The organism is Thermohahella caldifontis, assembly GCF_041153465.1.
Lineage (GTDB): Bacteria > Pseudomonadota > Gammaproteobacteria > Pseudomonadales > Oleiphilaceae > Thermohahella > Thermohahella caldifontis.
In genome coordinates, this window is sequence record NZ_CP154858.1 from 2,083,366 (window position 1) to 2,099,213 (window position 15,848).

17 protein-coding genes and 1 pseudogene are annotated in these 15,848 nt (G+C 62.1%); 13 read left to right on the forward strand and 5 right to left on the reverse strand.

The features are described 5' to 3' along the window. Positions 1-102: 102 nt before the first annotated feature. Entirely contained in the window at positions 103-906 is an 804-nt protein-coding gene (locus AAIA72_RS10075) for a helix-turn-helix domain-containing protein (protein WP_369600189.1), read from the reverse strand. A gap of 333 nt (positions 907-1,239) precedes the next feature. Here AAIA72_RS10075 and AAIA72_RS10080 point away from each other — a divergent pair, with 333 nt between their 5' ends. Both AAIA72_RS10080 and AAIA72_RS10085 read left to right on the forward strand, forming a co-directional pair. Continuing rightward, complete coding sequence (locus tag AAIA72_RS10080; RefSeq protein ID WP_369600190.1) at positions 1,240-2,049, forward strand: hypothetical protein; 810 nt, start codon at positions 1,240-1,242, stop codon at positions 2,047-2,049. Next, positions 2,046-2,906, forward strand: a complete 861-nt coding sequence (locus AAIA72_RS10085; protein WP_369600191.1) for a fructosamine kinase family protein — start codon at positions 2,046-2,048, stop codon at positions 2,904-2,906. Before AAIA72_RS10080 ends, AAIA72_RS10085 begins: the two co-directional genes overlap by 4 nt. Here AAIA72_RS10085 and AAIA72_RS10090 read toward each other — a convergent pair. Both AAIA72_RS10090 and AAIA72_RS10095 read right to left on the reverse strand, forming a co-directional pair. Further along, positions 2,893-3,843: an NADP-dependent oxidoreductase gene (locus AAIA72_RS10090; protein WP_369600192.1), complete on the reverse strand. Its 951-nt coding sequence runs from the start codon at positions 3,841-3,843 to the stop codon at positions 2,893-2,895. The genes AAIA72_RS10085 and AAIA72_RS10090 overlap by 14 nt on opposite strands. 111 nt (positions 3,844-3,954) lie before the next feature. Next, the gene (locus AAIA72_RS10095; RefSeq protein ID WP_369603027.1) at positions 3,955-4,209 is read right to left on the reverse strand and encodes a hypothetical protein; all 255 of its coding nucleotides are present in this window, start codon (positions 4,207-4,209) and stop codon (positions 3,955-3,957) included. Positions 4,210-4,224: 15 nt separating this feature from the next. On the opposite strand from AAIA72_RS10095, the pseudogene AAIA72_RS10100 reads away from it, so the two are divergent. The 3 genes and pseudogenes from AAIA72_RS10100 to AAIA72_RS10110 all read left to right on the forward strand — a co-directional run. Then, positions 4,225-4,401, forward strand: a pseudogene (locus AAIA72_RS10100) (L,D-transpeptidase); the annotation flags it as partial. Next, complete coding sequence (locus tag AAIA72_RS10105; RefSeq protein WP_369602998.1) at positions 4,388-4,870, forward strand: L,D-transpeptidase family protein; 483 nt, start codon at positions 4,388-4,390, stop codon at positions 4,868-4,870. The pseudogene AAIA72_RS10100 and the gene AAIA72_RS10105, both read left to right, overlap by 14 nt. Before the next feature lie 152 nt (positions 4,871-5,022). After that, complete coding sequence (locus AAIA72_RS10110; RefSeq protein ID WP_369600193.1) at positions 5,023-6,351, forward strand: methyl-accepting chemotaxis protein; 1,329 nt, start codon at positions 5,023-5,025, stop codon at positions 6,349-6,351. 49 nt (positions 6,352-6,400) lie between these two features. Here AAIA72_RS10110 and AAIA72_RS10115 read toward each other — a convergent pair whose 3' ends face one another. Further along, positions 6,401-6,709, reverse strand: coding sequence for an Lpp/OprI family alanine-zipper lipoprotein (locus AAIA72_RS10115; RefSeq protein ID WP_369600194.1), 309 nt, complete (start codon positions 6,707-6,709; stop codon positions 6,401-6,403). Between the two features lie 275 nt (positions 6,710-6,984). Between AAIA72_RS10115 and AAIA72_RS10120 the strand changes: the two genes are divergently transcribed. The 8 genes from AAIA72_RS10120 (at position 6,985) to AAIA72_RS10155 (ending at position 14,779) form a co-directional block, all read left to right on the forward strand. Further along, positions 6,985-8,073: a TonB-dependent receptor plug domain-containing protein gene (locus tag AAIA72_RS10120; protein WP_369600195.1), complete on the forward strand. Its 1,089-nt coding sequence runs from the start codon at positions 6,985-6,987 to the stop codon at positions 8,071-8,073. 5 nt (positions 8,074-8,078) lie between these two features. Beyond that, on the forward strand, positions 8,079-8,960 hold the full coding sequence (locus AAIA72_RS10125; RefSeq protein WP_369600196.1) for a TonB-dependent receptor plug domain-containing protein: 882 nt from the start codon (positions 8,079-8,081) through the stop codon (positions 8,958-8,960). A 14-nt stretch (positions 8,961-8,974) separates the two neighbouring features. Next, complete coding sequence (locus tag AAIA72_RS10130) at positions 8,975-10,165, forward strand: HmuY family protein (protein ID WP_369600197.1); 1,191 nt, start codon at positions 8,975-8,977, stop codon at positions 10,163-10,165. Continuing rightward, positions 10,162-11,220 (forward strand): ChuX/HutX family heme-like substrate-binding protein, encoded by a 1,059-nt coding sequence (locus AAIA72_RS10135; protein ID WP_369600198.1) that lies wholly within the window; start codon positions 10,162-10,164, stop codon positions 11,218-11,220. Before AAIA72_RS10130 ends, AAIA72_RS10135 begins: the two co-directional genes overlap by 4 nt. Continuing rightward, a complete protein-coding gene (locus AAIA72_RS10140) occupies positions 11,205-12,038 on the forward strand; it encodes a hemin ABC transporter substrate-binding protein (protein ID WP_369600199.1) in 834 nt (277 codons plus the stop codon). Before AAIA72_RS10135 ends, AAIA72_RS10140 begins: the two co-directional genes overlap by 16 nt. Continuing rightward, positions 12,019-13,032, forward strand: a complete 1,014-nt coding sequence (locus tag AAIA72_RS10145; protein ID WP_369600200.1) for a FecCD family ABC transporter permease — start codon at positions 12,019-12,021, stop codon at positions 13,030-13,032. Before AAIA72_RS10140 ends, AAIA72_RS10145 begins: the two co-directional genes overlap by 20 nt. A gap of 1 nt (position 13,033) precedes the next feature. Next, positions 13,034-13,837 (forward strand): heme ABC transporter ATP-binding protein, encoded by an 804-nt coding sequence (locus AAIA72_RS10150; RefSeq protein WP_369600201.1) that lies wholly within the window; start codon positions 13,034-13,036, stop codon positions 13,835-13,837. Positions 13,838-14,293: 456 nt separating this feature from the next. Continuing rightward, entirely contained in the window at positions 14,294-14,779 is a 486-nt protein-coding gene (locus tag AAIA72_RS10155; RefSeq protein ID WP_369600202.1) for an energy transducer TonB, read from the forward strand. An 11-nt stretch (positions 14,780-14,790) separates the two neighbouring features. Here AAIA72_RS10155 and AAIA72_RS10160 read toward each other — a convergent pair whose 3' ends face one another. Further along, a complete protein-coding gene (locus AAIA72_RS10160; protein WP_369600203.1) occupies positions 14,791-15,801 on the reverse strand; it encodes a helix-turn-helix domain-containing protein in 1,011 nt (336 codons plus the stop codon). Positions 15,802-15,848: the final 47 nt, after the last annotated feature.

Below are 15,848 nucleotides of genomic sequence, written 5' to 3' on the forward strand. Positions count from 1 at the left end.
TGAGGACACGTATTGTTTTTGTCTCACTGATGAATTTTTCACCAGCTTGATCCGAGTATAGTCAGAGGATCAGGGGGCTGTCCAAGGATTTTTTGTGCACGCTCAGACCAGAAAACCGGTCAGGTGCAGCTCCGTATTGTCCCGTGCATGTGAAGGGCAGGCACCCACCAGTGTCCGGTAGGTTCTTGAAAACTGGGCATAATCACTGAAGCCGGCGTGCACGGCAGCTTCCGTCAGCGGCGTGCCGCGGGCCAGCTCGGCCGCGGTGACGAAAATGCGGTGCCAGAGCCGGAAGCGCCGCATGGAGGTACCGGTCACCTGCCGGAAGAGCTGGCTGAGCCTTGGCACGGACAGCCCCACCTGGGCCGCCACCCACTCCACCGAAATGTTGCGGTCATAATGGGTCTTGAGCAGTTGCACGGCCTGCAGCACGCGTGGGTCCGGCGCGTCAACCTGGCGACGGGGATCACTCAGCCACTCCTCGGCAATGCGGATGACGGTATCGAGCGGTGGCCGCTGGTTGCGGAGGGTGTTGGCAAACTGAATGACATCGCTCAGTCCATCCAGGTGCTGCATCACGTACTGATTGCCCAGCGGCGTGACGGAGCGCATGAGGTGCCGGACACGGGCCAGATCCGTGCCCAGCGGGTCAAGGAAGAACATGACCACCTGGCTGCCGTGGGTGTCATATTCCAGCTCGGTTCCGGAAGGAATCAGGACACTGCGGGAGGTGGTGCGTTCACGGGTCAGGGGATCGCGCACTTCCAGGTCGCCATCCAGGGAGACCAGCAGTGTCGCGGGCACGCTGGCACGCCGGAACCGCTTTTCCAGCCGCCCCACATAGACGCCGCGCTCCCCGGTCGCGTAAATGACTGCCTTCTTGCCTGACCCACTGCTGCCGGTCACAGGCCGGCCCTCCGTTGTTCCGTTTTCAGCTGCATGAAAAAAGAGCGGGACATCCATGATCCCTGACAAGCTGCTGTATTCCTTACAGCACAGGTTTTAACCCGCAGGCAGGGTGCCGCGCATGAACAAACTGATGATTTGCATGTTGTAACAGAGACCAGAATGCAGAAACATGGCCTGGTTCACATCAGGCTGCTAGATCAGATCTCACTTCCGTCAGAATGATCAGATTTACCCATCCCCCGCCGTACAACCGTTGCCGGCAACAGGACAGATGCGCCGTTCTTGTCTAGAATGAAGCCAACCCAATAACAGGATCTGTCCGGGAGTCACATGCGCACACTGTACGATTATGAAGTGTTCCAGGCCCTGACCCGCACGCTCATGCTGGGCAGGGTCAGCCTGTCACCGGAATCGGAGGACCTGACCACACTGCTCGGCCGCCATCCGCGGCTGGTGGTCGCCCTCAACCATGGCCCCATGCTGGGCCCGCTGGCCGGACTCGTCGCCATGAGCGATCTGTTCTGCCGGCATGGCGGGGCCGACCGCCGGCCCTTTGGCATCACCTGGCGTCAGTTCTACCGGATCCCGGTCGCACGCCAGATCTTCAGCTACCTGACGCAGGTGGATCACGCCATCGACTTCAACGAGGCACTGCAATTGCTGCGCAGCGGCGAAGCGACAGATTGCGTCATCATGCCGGAGGGGCAGAACTGCAACTTCGGAGACAACCGCCACATCCAGCCTTTCCTCAGCCCGCGTTTTCTGGAGCTGGCAATCCGCGCGCAGGTGCCGGTGCTGATCGGGGTGCACCACGGCAGTCAGGCCTGGGAAAGGGTGGTGACCGTGAATGACCGGGTACTGGCGGCGCTGGGTTGGCTGCCGGACAGCATGCGCCACCGGTTGCAGGAGTCCCGCCAGCTGTCACTGCCTGCCCTGCCCCGCCCGCTGGATGAAGTGCGGATGACGTTCCGCCTCTACCGGCCCCGACTGACCGAACGCAAGCTCAGCCATGACAAGGCGGTGCGCAGCCGCCAGCTCTGGCAGGAGGCGCTGGAGGTGCGCAGTCTCATGGAGGACATGCTGCAGGCACTGGCCCGCCCGGAAGCATCCCGCATGACAGAACAAGAGGCCCGTGCATGAGCGAAGCGCTGGCCGAGGCCGAGCGCTGGATACGGAGCCATCTGGGAACGGCTGTTGCCGGCCGTCAGTCCGTGGGGGGTGGCTGCATCAATGAGAATTACCACCTGATCCTCCGGGATGGCCGCGAACTGTTCTGCAAGACCCATCCCGCGCCACCGGAAGACTTCTTTGCCTCGGAGGCCCGCGCACTCGCACGGGCTGCGGCCACCGGAACCCTCGTGGTGCCGGAAGTGGTGCATGCGGAGACGCATTTTCTGCTCATGGCGTGGGTGGAGCCGAAATCGCCGGAAGCGGAGGACTGGTCAGATCTGGGTGAGGCGCTCGCCGGGCTGCACCGGCAGATCCGGCCCGAATTCGGACTCGACAGCCGGACTTACTGTGGTCTCACGCCGCTGGACAACACGCCCGATGCCAACGGCTACCGTTTCTTCAGCGAGCGGCGGCTGAAACCGCTTGCCCGGGAACTTCATCTGCGGGGTGATCTGTCCGCAGGGGCCCTGAATGCCCTGGATGTCCTCTGCGAGCGGCTGCCGGAACTGATTCCGGAACAGCCGGCCTCGCTGCTGCACGGAGATTTCTGGTCGGGAAATGTCATGTTTGCTGACAACGGGCCGGTCTACCTGGATCCGGCCCAGTACCATGGCTGGCGTGAGGCGGATCTGGCCATGAGCCGGCTGTTCGGCAGCCTGTCACCCGCCTTCTATGCGGCCTACAACGCCACCTGGCCACTGGAGCCCGGTTTTGAACGCCGCTGCGATCTCTACAACCTGTTCCACCTGCTCAACCATGCCCGCCTGTTCGGCCCGAGCTACATCCCTTCGGTACTGGGCATCCTGCGCCCGTTCACACCGCGGTAAAGTCAAGCACGAGCTTGCCCCGCACGTGCCCCCCTTCGATGAGCCGGTGTGCGTCGATGACCCCGGATGCCGGGAAGACCTGCTGCACCCAGACCTTGAGCCGGCCATCCTGAACCTGTTCCAGCAGTGACTGGAGCTGCCCCCGGTCGGGGTGCACCATGTAACCTCTGGCGACCTTGCCCTGGGCCCGCGCAGCCTTTTCGATGGCCTCTGCCGTGAGGGTGGGCAGGGTAACCAGCTCGGCACCTTCCGCCAGCCGTTCCAGTGCGGCCTCCCCGGCCTGGCCGCCCACACCGTCAAAGACAAAATCCATTTCCGGCAGCGCTTCCATGGCCTCCTGATCATGGTAGTCCACCGGCGTGATCCCCAGTCCGGACAAGGCGTCATGGTTGGCCGGCGATGCGGTACCCCAGACCTTGCAGCCCTTGATCCGGGCCAGCTGGGCAGCCAGATGCCCTACCCCGCCGGCTGCGGCGAGCACCAGCACATTCTGGCCACTCATGAGGTGCCCGACTTCAAAGAGCCCCTGCCATGCCGTCAGCCCGGCCAGCGGCAGTGCCGCCGCCACCTCGTCCGAGAGGCCTTCGGGAATGCGCACCAGCTCGTCGGCCGGCACACAGACTTCCTCCGCATAGCAGCCGCCGGGCAGCGGAAAGTTCACCAGACCGCAGACCCGGTCTCCGACCTGCCAGGTCTGCACCTTGTCACCCACTTCGATCACTTCCCCCGCCACATCATAGCCGGGAATCCAGGGCAGCCTTTTGGTCAGGCGTTCGGCCACGAATCCCTTGCCCTGCCGTGTCTTGTAGTCGATGGGGTTGACGCCTGCCGCGTGAACCCGCAGGCGCACCTCGTGGGCATCACAGCGGGGCGCAGACACGTCCACCCACTGCAGCACCTCCGGCTGACCAAACTGTGCATATTGAACGGCTTTCATGGAACGCCTCCCTCGGATGCTCTGTGGACTCGCGCGCCAGTATAGTCGGATTGTCCCCAAATGTGTAAACTTGAGCCTCCCGCATCCCAGGTCAGGAGAGTCATGCGCCTTTCATTCATCCTTTGTCTGATGCTGATTTCCGGCCTGAACCCGGCCTGGGGACGAACCTTTGACCTGAAGCCGGGTCAGGGCCTCATCGGTGAAGTCACAACCTACACTACCCGTTATGAAGACACCTTTGCCGATCTGGCCCACACCCACGATCTGGGCTACAACGCCCTGATACTGGCCAATCCGGGCGTCGATCCCTGGCTGCCGGGCGAAGGCACCGTCATCACCCTGCCCGGTCAGTTCCTGCTGCCCCATGGTCCGCGGGATGGCATCCTCGTCAATCTGTCCGAATTCCGCCTCTACTACTTCCCGAAAACCGCCCCGGGGAAGCCGGCACGGGTGATCACCTACCCCATCGGCCGGGGGACTTCCGAGTTCCCCACACCGGAGATGACCACGCGGGTCACCATGCGTCTGGAAAATCCCACCTGGTATCCCCCAGGTCCATTCGGGACCAGTTTTTCAGGGAAAACGGCGCGCCCATGCCCGCCGCCATTCCCCCGGGGAGAACAATCCGCTGGGCCGCTTTGCCCTGATTCTGGACGGGGGCGAGGGCTACATGATTCACGGCACCAATCGCTATGTGGGCGTTGGCATGCAGGTCAGCCATGGCTGCATCCGCCTCTACAACGAAGACATTGAAAAACTTGTGTGGGACGTTCCCAAGGGCACGCCGGTGCACATCATCAAGCAGCCGGTGAAGGTGGGGCTGGACGGTCGCAATCTCTGGCTGGAAGTCCACCCCGAGCCGGATGATACGCTCACCACCCTGCGCCAGCGCTTCGCACGGCGGATGGCACAACTGGAAGCAGAAACGGGCCGGATACCTGAAGTGGATTATGCCGCCGTGACTCGCGCCCTGCGTCAGCCGGATGGTCTGCCGTGGAAGGTGGGTCAGGTGCCCGAAGCACCCTGAACCCGTTCACCGCCTTTTGTTTCTGCAGGAGGTCGTCCGGATCAACGGACTGTGGCCAACCTTTTCCGATGACCTTGCTTTATCGCATGCTTGGGCTATTTTTCAGTAAGAGCACCTTTGCAGTATTTTGACCCACTTGAGCGGAGACCTCCATGTTCCTCACTGAACGCCACGTCAAGGCAATATTACAAGACATTCTGAGCGGCCAGCGCAAACCGGACGACGTGCCGGCATGGGCCAGGGAGATCGCCGAAGCACTGCACCGAACACACCAGACCCGTGTAGATGTGGGCAACAACTCCGTGGACGCTATTCGTGGTGTCGTCAAGTCCGGCAAGGAAGGTCTTGAGTTTGGCCGGGCACTCGACAACACATCCGAGCGCACACACATGATTGCCACCGCCACGGAGGAAATGGCCTCCACGGCAAGCGAAATTTCCGAGCTCGGGGAACAGGCCCGCGTACGGGCGGAAGAAGTCTCCGAACTGGCCACGGAAGGACTGAACGCGCTCAACCAGCTGATCGAACGGCTACACCGCATTGAGCGCGTGGTAGAGGGCGTGGGCCAGGAAGTGGCTGACTTCGTCAATCAAACCAAATCCATCATCCGGCTGACCGCCACCGTCAATGAAATCGCCGACCAGACCAACCTGCTGGCGCTGAATGCGGCCATCGAAGCCGCCCGCGCAGGCGATCATGGCCGTGGCTTTGCCGTGGTGGCCGGAGAAGTGCGTGATCTGGCCGCCCGCAGCGCCGAAGCCGCATCGGAAATTGATGCCATTGTGACTCAGGTGGTCTCGGGTGCCGAGCAGATTTTCGGCAATGTCAAAGGCGCCATTGCCACCCTGGGTGAAAGTGTTGAATTCCGTGACCGTGTCGCTGACGTCATCGCCCGTGCCCGCTCAGCCTCGGAAGAATCGCTCAACGCCACTGTCCAGATTGCCACGGCAGCCACTGAGCAGGCATCCGTCTCTGCTGACATGGCCGAAAACATACAGGGCGTCAATGACGAAATGGATCTGCTGCAACGCACATTCCGGTCAATCATGGATCACATGGATACGATCCGGCAATCTGCACTGCAGGTCATGGGCGTGCTGGGTGAAGACGCAGACGGACTGATGACACTTGTTCTGGCCAAATCCGATCATATTGTGTGGGTGGACAAGCTCTACCGTTTTGCCATCCATGGTGAGACTTCCCTCACCGAGGCGGAGCTGAAGGATCACCATCAGTGCCGGCTTGGCAAATTTCTGGACGGTCCCGGCGGGGCCTTGCTCAAGGCTCAGCCCGACTTTGATTACCTGTACAACACCCTGCATCCCAAGGTACACAGCACGGGTATCGCATTGTTCAAGGCGGCATCACGCACACCACCGGGCGTCTATGATGACGAGATACTGGCACAGGCAGAACAGCTCATGTCCCTGTCCAACGAAGTGGTGACGCTTCTGGACAGAATGCTCAAGGCACTGCGCTGAAACGAAAACGGCTCCGCAAGGGAGCCGTTGAACATCCAGCCAGGCTGAATTACTTCTTGGTCGCCTTCTCGAACATGCGAGCTGCACGCTCGTTGGCTTCAGCCGCGGCCTTCTGGGCAGCCAGCGCTGCAGCCAGCGCCTGCTCGGCCTTGCGGTAGGCCTCATCGGCACGGGACTGGGCGCTGTTGGCCTTGTTCAGAGCCTCATCGGCAGTGGACTGTGCACGGCTGACGCCATCCTGCGCAGACTGGGCATTCTGAACCGCCTGATCCAGCTTGGCCTGATCCTGCTGTGACAGTGACGCACAGCCAGTCAGTACAAAAGTTCCGGCAACGGCTGCAATCATGAATTTTTTCATCGACTTTCCCCTGTTATCTGTTCTTGGTTTTCCTTCCGGCTTTTCATTCATCACTCAGGGCCGGAAACATCGCCCAGTGTAGGGCTGAGGCTTACCCAACGCAAGCGGAAAAGCTAAATATGAAAGTCCGTATTCTCTCCTGAAGCAAACCCCAATCGCGTGCCGCACATCATGCGTTTCATCAATACGAAGCCTGTTGATGCACCTGACATTTGTCATCTATTGATATCGTATATGATATTCATTATCATTCGCATTAGATTGGAGAATTCCTGATGAAACAACGCTTTTTGGTGACAAGCCTGTCACTGCTCGCACTGTCAAACGCCGCCTTGGCCAGCTATTTGCTGGATACGCTTGTCGTGACGGGGACCAGGACAGAACGGATGAGCAGTGATGCTCCCCTGGCCACCTACACTATTGATCGCGCGACCCTGGATGCCCTCAATACACATCGCGCTGATGACCTGTTGCGTCGGCTGCCCGGCATTCAGATTACCAAGCTGCATGGCAAGACAGGGTACCGGGTACAGATGCAGGGCCTGGAGGGAAGACATGTTCTCATCCTGCTCGACGGCCAGCCCCTCCCATCCCTGAGCGATGGCACCGTGGATGTCTCCCGTATTCCGCTGGACACCATCGAACGCATCGAAGTCGTGCCGGGGGCCAGCTCGGCGCTCTATGGCTCTCAGGCGATGGGTGGCGTGATACAGCTCTTTTCCCGAAAGGGCCGCGACACCGACGCGGAAATCAGCCTGGAGGGGGTCAGCTACGGGCCGGACAGCACGGATACCCGCTTCCCGGACCGCCGTCATGTGTCGGCTCAGGGCAGCATTCCGATAGGTGAAGTGCTGACCCGCGTCCATGCGCACCACACGGAAGACGAAGGCCTTGCAGTCCGGGATCAGACATTCAGCACCACGGGTGAGCAGGGCCGGCGCACCGGCGGCGGAATTTCGCTCAGCCGCGAGATATCCGGCTGGCAACTGGGGCTGAATACGGACGTTTACCGGCAGGTTTCAGGCTATCGCTACGGGATCACCAGCCCCGGCAGTACAGGCGTGGCAACCCGCCCCTGGCAAAAGCAGGACAAGCTGGATCAGGTACGTACCCAGGCAACCCTTCGTGGCGGCGATGTAGCGGAACATGAAATACGTCTGCTCCGGGAGGACAGCCGGGAGACAACGTTACAGGATCAGCTGGAAACGCCCGGTATTGAGCGCGAGCGTCATGCGGAACACCGGATGTGGAATCTGGATGCCCTGAGCCGCGGATTCGCCGGGGATGACCATCAGTGGGTCCTCGGTTTTGCTGTCAATCGGGAAACCCTGTCACAGTCCAAATCCGAAGGGGGGCGACACTGACCGAAGTGCCGGAACGCACACACGACCAGCATGCGCTCTATGGTCAGGATGATTTCTTCATCAGTGACGCTGCGGAATGGGTCAACGGCATACGTATTCAGCATGACGATGGATTCGGTTTCCACCCTTCGGGCTCTTCCGCGCTGCGCTACAGCTGGGACACTGGTCCGGCCCGGCATACACTGCGCGTCAGCCTCGGCACCGGATACCGTGTGCCTTCAATCAAGGAACGGCACTATGCTTTCGACCACAGCGCGCTGGGCTACCAGGTGCTTGGCAACCCGGAACTGGATCCGGAAACCAGCCTCGCACTGCAGGCGGGCTGGCAAAGAACAACTCCCGCCACGGACCTGCGCGTGCAGGCTTACATGCACCGGCTCAGGGACCTGATTACCACATCACTGAGCACCGGCGAAAGTCAGCCGGGGTTGTCCATCTTCCGCTACCAGAATATCGAGCATGCGCAGGTTTGGGGGCTGGATGTCACACAACGCTGGCGCCTGGCCGGGGGCTACGATATCGAGGTGGCCTGGAGCTGGCTCAACAGCCGCAATCAGGAGACTGGCACCCCGCTGCCCCAGAGGCCGCGACATACACTCAACATCCTGTCCAGCCTGCCCCTGCATCCCTTTGCTCGCCTGCTGATTTCCGGGCGGGTGCAGTCGTCACAATGGCAGGATGCGGATGCCACGGTGCGGGCGGGAGGCTGGACCACCTGGGACGCTCATCTCGAGCATGACCTCCCTCATGGCTGGACCCTGCGCTGGGGAGCACGAAACCTGACGGACACCCAAAAACGCTACGGAGCCGAGAATGACAGCCGCCCTGAAGAGGGCCGTACGCTGTTTCTCTCCCTCACGTGGCATACCCCAAACGACAATCACTGAATCAGGAGCCTCACATGTCAATCAGGGAAAATTCAACCATCAGCGCCAGTCTGCTGCTGACTCTGGCCCTTTCCGGGTGCGGCGGTGGCGGCGGCGGGGATTCATCCGACGGCGAAATCATCTCTTCCCCGGTCCTCACTGCAGGCGCCTTCACCGCGGTAAGCACCTCGTCACTGGGCGATCATTACCAGATTGATGCCACTGCAGGCGGTTTCGGCGGATCCGGAGACTGGACCTACATCGATCTGGACACGATGTCCGGCCTGGACATCCGCAGTACGGAGGCAGCCACGGACAGCCGCTGGGATATTGCCTTCCGCCGCACCGCCATCCGGTTCAACAGCGGCCCCAATGGCCCGGGCCAGGTGACTGCCGCCCTGATCGCCTCGCCGGAAGGCTTCTATGATGCCGATGGTGAACCGGTGGCGGACACATTTACACAGGCGACCGCCGAAAGTTACGCCGATATCTTCAATCATGCGGTGCCCGGGACTGCCACCACCTGGCTTTCTGAAAGTGAGGACGTGGTGATCCGCCAATGGTACACCTACAATCCTGCAACACATACGGTGACGGCCAATCCGGACAGGTATTGGCTGGTGCGGGGGGCAACCGGCGACAGATATGCCAGGATCCACGTGACAGACATCCGCTTCGGTGACCAGGTGGAAGTGGACATCGAACTCTGGCGCCAGCCGGCGGGTACCTCTCAGCTGGATGTGAGCAGCCAAACCACCACACTTTCCGCGAATCCCGAAGGGGGCGATGCCTGTCTGGAGTTCGCAACCGGCAACCGCATCGACTGCAATGAAACATGGGATCTCAGATTCAGTTACGCATCTCGTTCCCTGACGCTGCATACCAACGGTGGAATATCAGGCAGCGGACAAGGGGGGGCCTTTGAAATCACCGGCTCGGAAGACACCTGGACCAGCGCCACAACCTCGGGAACCGGACAGCCGCTCAGCGGGCTCTATTCACCGGATCAGGCCGCCAACATCTTCTCAACGGCTCCGTGGTATGCGTACAACCTCGGCGGACAGCACAAAATCTGGTCGAATTTCCGGGTCTACGGCATCGACACCGATGGTCCGGACACACCAACAGGGCGCTTCCGCATGCAGATTATCAGTTACTACAACGATGCCGGAACCAGCGCAATGTATCAGGTCAGAATTGCACCCATCACGGAGGATACACCATGAATGCACCCGTTCAGACCGAAACTGCCATGTCCGCACTGGGCCTGAGGCTCCGTGAATTGCTGGAGGCCCAGCCCCGGATGCGCCTGCGTTCCGCCGCAAGGGAGCTGGATACGAACGAGCTGGCACTGACCTGCGTGCACCCCTCGTGGACAGTCCGCCTGCTGGAGGGTGATGTACGCCAATGGATGGAGCTGCTGCCACGTCTGGGTCAGGTCAAGGCACTGACCCGGAATGATGAAGTGGTGATTGAAACGCACGGGGCATTTGCCCGCATCACGTTGAGCAGGGACGCGCAGACGGGCCTTTGTACCGGACACCAGGATATGCGCTACTTTCTCCGGCACTGGGCCTGGGCGGTACATGTCCGCGACCCGCAAGCCTCGCGGCAGTGCGAAAGCCTCCAGTTCTTCAGCCGCTCCGGCGATGCCCTGCACAAGATTTTCACAACCGATGAGACTGACATGGATGCCTGGCGCCAGGTCATCGGTGCCATGCAGACACGCCCCCGGGCATCGGTTCCGCTTGCCACTCCGCCGGCAGCACCGTCGCCCAAGCCCCCGGAGTGGGTGGATCAGGATGAACTGAGACGGGCGTGGTCCGGTCTGAAAGATGTTCATCAGTTTCACGCCATGCTGTCCCGACTGGGACTTGACCGGATTACGGCCCTGAAGCACATCGGCCGCCAATGGGCCTGGCCGGTCGCGCTGACGTCCCTGGAACGTTTGCTGCAGCAGTGTGCCCAGCGCGCCATCCCCATCATGGCTTTCGTGGGCAATCCCGGAGTGGTCCAGATCTACACGGGCACAGTCGGACGCCTGTTGCGCGCCGGCCCCTGGTATAACGTGCTGGATCCGGATTTCAATCTGCATGTCAACACGCCCGCCCTGTCAGAAGCCTGGATTGTCAGGCGCCCGACCACCGATGGGATCATTACATCGCTGGAACTGTACAACTCACGTCAGCAACTGGTGCTTACGCTCTTTGGGGCCCGCAAACCCGGACAACCGGAGCGGCGAGAATGGCGCGAGGTCGCAGAACAATGCGAAACGGTCTGATCTTTCTGGGCACTCTGCTACTGCTCTGCATGGGACAGGCTCGCCAGGTCCTGGCAGATGAGGTGCGTTGGATCACTCTGGGCGCTGCCATCACCGAAACCGTCTTTGCCCTGGGTGCCGGGGACAAGGTGGTGGCCACGGATACCACCAGCCACGCTCCCGATGCCGTGCATGCCCTGCCTCGCGTGGGTTACCTGCGTGCACTGAGCCCCGAAGGTATCCTGTCAGTCAGGCCCACAGGCATCCTTGCTGACGATCAGGCAGGACCGGCTCACACCCGCCGCATCATTGAACAGGCAGGGCTGCCGTGGCACAGCGTGCGGTCTCCGGTCACCGCCAGCGATACGCTGGCAATGATCGTGCAACTCGGACAACTGCTTGGCCGGCAAAAGGAAGCGGACCAACTCGCCGCGGACGTCGCCCGAAAGCTCGAAGCCGCTGCCCGCACGCCTTCCGGACAGCGGGGCATTCTCCTGCTTCATGTTCACGGACGCCAGTTGCTGGCAGGTGGCCGCCGGACACAAGCGGCCTCTCTTCTGGCCCTGGCAGGTCTGGAGAATGGCGTCACATTTGAAGGCTACAAGCCTGTCAGTACCGAGGCCCTGCTATCTGCTCAGCCAGACTGGCTGGTAGTGGCCTGGGCACGGGCCCCGCTCGACCTCTCTTCCTTCCCGGAACTGAGAGGGCTCGAAGCGGTGCGACAGGGACGCGTCATTCAGGCCGAGGCGTCGCGACTGCTGAGTTTCGGCCCGGGTCTGCCCGACGCCGTGACCACACTCACACAGGCAATGGCTCCCCATGTGGCAGACGCGAAATGATCTGATCCGGTACGGCTGGCTGTCTGGTGGCCTGTGCCTGTGGATGCTGATACAGGTGCAATGGGGAGCACTGGAGCTCTCGCCCCTGCAGGCGCTCGGTGATCTGTTGCGCCAATGGTACTCCGCAGGCGGACTCCGGCCCGGCTCGGAAGGATGGCTGCTTTGGGAAATCCGTTTGCCCCGCATCGTGCTCGGTGCTCTGGCAGGCAGTGCGCTGGCGCTGGCGGGTGCGGCACTGCAGGGACTGTTCCGGAATCCACTTGCCGATCCCGGGTTGATGGGCGTCTCGGCCGGTGCGGTGCTGGGGGCTGTATCTGCTATCGTACTGACAGGGCACAACTGGGGCATCATGCCTGCAGCATTTGTCGGCAGCCTCTTCGCAACCGTGCTCGCCATTGTGCTGGCCAGGCGGCATCCCACCGACAGAACCGCACCCTTGCTGCTGGCGGGTATCGCCGTGAATGCGGTATGCGGAACCCTCACAGGATTACTGACCTGGCTGGCAGATGACAATCAGCTGCGCAGCCTGACTTTCTGGAGCATGGGCAGCCTCGCCTATGGCCGCTGGCCGGAACTGGCCTTGCTGGCTGCAACGGTCATCGTCATGTTTGCGGCCCTGCTCCGTCTGGCGCCGGCCCTGGATGCCTGGAGCCTGTCACCCTCTGTCGCCCATCATCTGGGATTCGAACCCAAGGCCCTCCGGCGCAAGGTCATCGTCTGGGTGACCCTGGGTGTTGCCCTCAGCACGGCGCTGACCGGCACACTGGCCTTTGTGGGGCTGGTCGCCCCCCATCTGGTTCGCCTCACCGGCTCAGTCAGTCACCGTCGTGTGCTGCCCCTGTCCGCATTGCTCGGGGCCTTCCTGACCCTGACAGCCGATGCACTGGCCCGAACCCTGATCGCGCCTGCCGAATTGCCCGTCGGACTGGTGCTGTCTGCGCTGGGGGCACCCTTTTTCGTGTATCTGCTCTATCGCCGACCCGGAGAATACTGACATGCCCGTTCTCATTGCCCGTCATCTCAACCTGTACAGATCCCGGCGCCTGCTCCTGAGCGACCTGTCCTTGTCCCTGGAAGCCGGCCAGCTCACGGCCGTGCTCGGACCCAACGGCGCCGGAAAAAGCACTTTGATCCGCGCGCTTTCCGGAGAGTGGCCGGTCCAGCACGGCGAGGTGGAAATCCTGGGCCGGCCAATCCGGGAATGGCCCGGCACCCAACTGGCCCGACGCCGGGCCGTCATGCCCCAGAACGCAGATCTTCCGCTGGCATTCAGTGTGGAAGAGATCGTCTCACTCGGTCGGCTCCCCTGGCATCCTCACCCACTCGATCGCGAGGCCATTGACTGGGCACTCGGACAGACGGATCTTGATGAACTGCGACACCGGCCCGCGACCCTGCTTTCCGGCGGCCAGCTCCAGCGCGCCCAATTGGCCCGGGTGCTCGCCCAGCTCTATCCCTTCGATCAGCCGGGGCTGATGTTTCTTGACGAATGCACCGCCCATCTTGACCCGCCCAACCAGCATGCCGTGTTTCGCCTCATCCGGCAGCTGACACAGGCTGGCATGGCTGTTCTGGTGGTCGTCCATGACATCAACCTCGCCGCCAGTTACGCAGACCGCATTATCTGGCTCCGCGAGGGCAAACTGGTGAGCCAGGGTCCGGTGGAACGGATGCTGACGGAACCCCTGCTGGAGCAGGTTTACAACTGGAATGCCATCTGCACCCGTCACCCCACCACCGGCCAGCCGGTGGTACTGCACCGGTCAGACAGCCTGTCCCCCTTGCGTCATGTGCACTGATACGATCGGGGGGCCTCGTGCCTGCGCTCAGCTTCCCCGACGGTTGCCGCGAGGACCGGTACTGTTCTCGCTGGCACTCCATGCCATCGGGTTTCTGGGGTGGATGCAATCGCCGGCAAGCACGATCCAGCTGCCTGCCGTGAATGAATCGGGAGCCAGCCAGACAGTCACTATCTCATTGTCTCCCCGGGTGCAAAAGACAACTTCTCAGGCAAACGCTGTCAGTCCCGGTGAGCAGGTGCCCCCCGGGAAACGGCAGTCCCCGCTACGCCAGCGGCAGCGCCCGAACCGGCACCGGTCACAGCCACGCAAGCTTCGCCGGCAGCATCCGGAGATCATGTCAAGCCTGCCTCCCGCCCGGACCGGAGCCGCCCATTGACGAAACGGGTACAGGACAATCCAACTCCGGTCGTATCAGCCGAAAGCCGGTCACCCTCCCGCCAACAAGAACGTTCTGTGCCGGAACCCGAGGTGCTCCGGGAGCGGTCCGCACCCGGGGTACGCCAGGCAGATACCGTTCCCAAGCCGGCGACGGGAAATACGGCAACAGATCAAACGCAGCCCGAGGCCCCACAGGGACTCTCCGATGCTCCTGAGACTGCCGGGGAGGAGACCTCCCGGGAGAACCCCGGTCACCCGGATGCCCGGCCCGTCATCCCGGAATCCTGGCTCCAGGCGCTGCGGACACGCATTGCCCGGACACAGCAGTACCCGCGTCAGGCCAGACTCCGTCGCTGGGAAGGTACCGTGACGGTTCGCTTCACCCTGGATGCCTCGGGACAGATTCTGGAAATCGTCGTGGAACAGTCCAGCGGCAAGCCACTTCTGGACAGGGCAGCTCTTCTGGCCATCCAAAAGGCCACCCCCCTTCCCGCACCACCGCAGACTGTTGATTTCCCGGTCGCCATCACGCTGCCCGTGCAGTTCCACCTGGACGGCTGAGGAAACCCCGTTCAGCGCCAGGACTCGGCCTGCATCTGCTCCCGCCACTGGCCCGGACTGGTCCGGAACCATTCGTGGAAGGCGTGATTGAACGCACTCTGATCACTGTAGCCCAAACGGCCGGCAATCTCGCCGATACTCAGCCGCGGCAGCCGGAGATAGCTCAGTGCCAGTTGCTGTCTCAGCCGGGTGACTTCCTGCTGCCAGCTGGTCTGCAGGGTACTCAGCCGCCGCTGCAGCGTGCGGGCACTCATGTTCAGATGGCGCGCGGTGGATTCAAGTGACAACGCACCCTCCTCCAGCTGGCGTAGCAGGACAGCACCCAGGGCCGCCAGCAGCTGCCGCGCCGGGTCTTCATCCCGGGAAAGCCATTGCGCCTCCGCCTCCTGACGCAGTACCGCCAAGGTCACCGGGTCATGGGTGAGCACCGGCCAGTCCAGCACCCGCGCCGGCAGACTGAGACGGTTCTCTGCCGCACCGAACACCGGCCCCACCCCCAGGCTGGACTGGATGGCCTGCCAGAGCCCCAGGGACCAGCCGGGTGCCTCTCCGGCGATCTCCATGCGCAGCACCGGCACCGGCTTTTCAAAGAGCTGTCGGGAGAAGTGAATGATGCCACTGAAGACACAGAGCACCAGCCGGGCATAGAGCGGATCTGCCGTGGATGCGAGAAACCGGGGATTGGGGTGCCAGCAATAGCTCACCGCGTTGCCCTCCCGCTCCAGTGTGGACCAGCCCAGGTCATGGTTGAGGTTTTCATACCGGGTCACCAGCATGATGACTTCACCCAGCGTACTGGCGCTCATGGCCAGGTGGCCGAGCAACGGGAAGGTGCTGGCGTTGGCGGCCAGGCCCGCCTTGAGCGCAAAGCGCTCGTCGTCACGGCTGCAGAGATCCAGCAGTTCCAGATAACGCGTCACCGGGACCGCCGCGCGAACCGGAGGCTTGCCCGCCCGGGCCGCCAGGGTATTGTAGTAGCCGGCAGCAACCTCACCGGGCTGAACCGGCACGAATGGCGTCATCTATCAAACCCCCGGCATGTCTCCCATGCCTGCCGTGCACAATTTGC

Coding starts and splice junctions, on each gene's coding strand:
- AAIA72_RS10080 (WP_369600190.1), top strand. CDS start 1,240: ATGCGCACACTGTACGATTATGAAGTGTTCCAGGCCCTGACCCGCACG.
- AAIA72_RS10085 (WP_369600191.1), top strand. CDS start 2,046: ATGAGCGAAGCGCTGGCCGAGGCCGAGCGCTGGATACGGAGCCATCTG.
- AAIA72_RS10090 (WP_369600192.1), bottom strand. CDS start 3,843: ATGAAAGCCGTTCAATATGCACAGTTTGGTCAGCCGGAGGTGCTGCAG.
- AAIA72_RS10095 (WP_369603027.1), bottom strand. CDS start 4,209: ATGGGGCAGCAGGAACTGACCGGGCAGGGTGATGACGGTGCCTTCGCC.
- AAIA72_RS10110 (WP_369600193.1), top strand. CDS start 5,023: ATGTTCCTCACTGAACGCCACGTCAAGGCAATATTACAAGACATTCTG.
- AAIA72_RS10115 (WP_369600194.1), bottom strand. CDS start 6,709: ATGAAAAAATTCATGATTGCAGCCGTTGCCGGAACTTTTGTACTGACT.
- AAIA72_RS10120 (WP_369600195.1), top strand. CDS start 6,985: ATGAAACAACGCTTTTTGGTGACAAGCCTGTCACTGCTCGCACTGTCA.
- AAIA72_RS10130 (WP_369600197.1), top strand. CDS start 8,975: ATGTCAATCAGGGAAAATTCAACCATCAGCGCCAGTCTGCTGCTGACT.
- AAIA72_RS10135 (WP_369600198.1), top strand. CDS start 10,162: ATGAATGCACCCGTTCAGACCGAAACTGCCATGTCCGCACTGGGCCTG.
- AAIA72_RS10140 (WP_369600199.1), top strand. CDS start 11,205: ATGCGAAACGGTCTGATCTTTCTGGGCACTCTGCTACTGCTCTGCATG.
- AAIA72_RS10145 (WP_369600200.1), top strand. CDS start 12,019: ATGTGGCAGACGCGAAATGATCTGATCCGGTACGGCTGGCTGTCTGGT.
- AAIA72_RS10150 (WP_369600201.1), top strand. CDS start 13,034: ATGCCCGTTCTCATTGCCCGTCATCTCAACCTGTACAGATCCCGGCGC.
- AAIA72_RS10160 (WP_369600203.1), bottom strand. CDS start 15,801: ATGACGCCATTCGTGCCGGTTCAGCCCGGTGAGGTTGCTGCCGGCTAC.